The organism is Synechococcus sp. H55.11, from assembly GCF_047462475.1.
Taxonomy (GTDB): domain Bacteria; phylum Cyanobacteriota; class Cyanobacteriia; order Thermostichales; family Thermostichaceae; genus Thermostichus.
Genome location: NZ_JANSJI010000033.1, coordinates 1,381 through 3,552 on the forward strand (window position 1 = coordinate 1,381; position 2,172 = coordinate 3,552).

The window sequence follows — 2,172 nt, forward strand, 5'->3', positions numbered from 1 at the left end:
CCCTCACCCCCGGCCCCTCTCCCTGAGGGAGAGGGGAGTTAGTAGGGATCCGTGCTGGATTAATCTGGAGAGAACTTTGACGTTGCTCGATCGGCCTTTCTCTTCCTTGCGAGTTTGCCTATGTCTGTTATCCGTGCTCTGCACCGCCAGTTGGTGAGCAAAGAGCGCTCAGCTGAGGAGATCGCGCGCGAATACCTGGAGCGCCTGCACCGGCTGGAGCCGCAGCTTAAGAGCTTTATTACTGTCACCGAGGAGCTGGCGCTGCAACAGGCTAGGGCGGTGGATGCCCGCATTCGCGCCGGGGAGGCGATTGGTCCGCTGGCCGGGATCCCGTTGGCTGTGAAAGATAACCTCTGCACCCAAGGGATCCGCACCACCTGCGCTTCTCGGATTCTGGAGGGGTTTATTCCGCCCTACGAGTCAACGGTGACGGCGCGGCTGGCGGCAGCCGGCATGGTGACGGTGGGCAAGACCAACCTGGACGAGTTTGCCATGGGCAGCTCCACGGAAAACTCGGCCTTTCAGCGCACTGCCAACCCCTGGGATCTGACGCGGGTGCCAGGGGGATCCTCAGGCGGGTCGGCGGCGGCGGTGGCGGCAGACCAGGCGGTGGTGGCCTTGGGATCGGATACGGGGGGATCGATCCGCCAGCCGGCGGCCTTCTGTGGCGTGGTTGGCCTCAAGCCCACCTACGGGCTGGTCTCCCGCTATGGGCTGGTGGCCTTTGCCTCTTCTCTGGATCAGGTGGGGCCGTTTGGGCGCACGGTGGAGGATGTGGCCCTGCTGCTGCAGGGGATTGCCGGCCACGACCCCATGGACTCCACCAGCCTTAGGGTGGAGATCCCGGACTACAGCCAGGCTTTGATCCCCGATATCAAGGGCTTCAAGATTGGCGTGATCCGCGACCTGCTGGGGGAAGGGTGTGGGGAAGAGACCCGCGCGGCTGTGCAAGCGGCCATCCAACACCTGCAGGAGCTGGGGGCGGAGATCCTGGAGATCGACTGCCCCAGCTTTCGCTACGGCCTGGCCACCTACTACATCATTGCTCCTTCGGAAGCTTCTTCCAATCTGGCCCGCTACGACGGCGTCAAGTACGGCCTGCGGGAACCTGCCGACTCGCTCTTGGCTATGTATGGCAAGACCCGCGCCCGCGGCTTTGGGCCGGAGGTGAAGCGGCGCATTATGATCGGCACTTATGCCCTCTCTGCCGGCTACTACGATGCCTACTACCTCAAGGCCCAGAAGGTGCGCACCTTGATCAAGCAAGATTTTCTGCGGGCCTTCGAGAAGGTGGATGTGTTGGTCAGCCCCACCACCCCCACGCCGGCCTTCAAAAGCGGCGAGCGGGAGGATCCCTTGAGCATGTACCTGTGCGACCTGATGACGATCCCGGTCAACCTGGCGGGCTTGCCGGGGCTAAGCCTGCCCTGTGGCTTTGCCGATGGGCTGCCGATTGGCTTGCAAATCGTGGGCAACGCCCTGCAAGAGAGCAAGGTGCTGCGGGTTGCCTATGCCTACGAGCAAAGCACCGACTGGCACCAGCGACGGCCCCCACTGGAGCAGCCTTCGATTGAAAAGACCCAGGGATCTGCCCCCGTCCAGCCTGGCAAAGGGAGCAAAAAAGCCAAAAGCTGAGGATCCAGCAGCTAGGCAATGCCCATCTGGTTGGCCGCCGAGAAGCGCTCCATAAAGCGCAGGAAGCGATCCCACTCGGCTTCTGTTTCCATGTCGTAGATCACTTCCAGGGCCTTGAATTCTCCGTTTAGGAACTTGGCCTTGATGTTGCGGGTGGTCAGCTCCCCTTCTTCGTCGATCATCCGCATGCCGAGGATGTTTTGCGTGTCGGACTTCAGCTCCTCGAAGCGAAAAATGGCGGATCCCCGCTTGCCGGTTTTGGATTTCAGCAGCCGTACTTGGGTGGGCACTTCTGGAATGCCGGGAGAAAATTCGATACTGACCATGATGCTTAAAAAAATAACCGATTCAGGCCATTATAGTTGTTCCAGATACGATTAAGACACTTTGCCGCTAGCGGCCCAAGCGCTCCGCGCCGCTCACGCGACCACCCCCAGCCCCTCTCCCTGAGGAATCCCCTCACCCCCAGCCCCTCTCCCTGAGGAATCCCCTCACCCCCAGCCCCTCTCCCTGGGGAATCCCCTCACCCCCAGCCCC

The 2,172-nt window shown here is 61.7% G+C and carries 2 protein-coding genes; one reads left to right on the forward strand and one right to left on the reverse strand.

The features are described 5' to 3' along the window. Positions 1-120 precede the first annotated feature (120 nt). Entirely contained in the window at positions 121-1,635 is a 1,515-nt protein-coding gene (gene gatA / locus NW853_RS01265) for an Asp-tRNA(Asn)/Glu-tRNA(Gln) amidotransferase subunit GatA (RefSeq protein ID WP_414347268.1), read from the forward strand. 11 nt (positions 1,636-1,646) lie between these two features. On the opposite strand, the gene psb28 is transcribed toward gatA, so the two are convergent. Continuing rightward, on the reverse strand, positions 1,647-1,961 hold the full coding sequence (gene psb28 / locus NW853_RS01270; RefSeq protein ID WP_414335669.1) for a photosystem II reaction center protein Psb28: 315 nt from the start codon (positions 1,959-1,961) through the stop codon (positions 1,647-1,649). Positions 1,962-2,172: the final 211 nt, after the last annotated feature.

Bases quoted from the DNA above. Each gene is read 5' to 3' on its own strand.
- gatA (WP_414347268.1), top strand. From the start codon at position 121: ATGTCTGTTATCCGTGCTCTGCACCGCCAGTTGGTGAGCAAAGAGCGC.
- psb28 (WP_414335669.1), bottom strand. From the start codon at position 1,961: ATGGTCAGTATCGAATTTTCTCCCGGCATTCCAGAAGTGCCCACCCAA.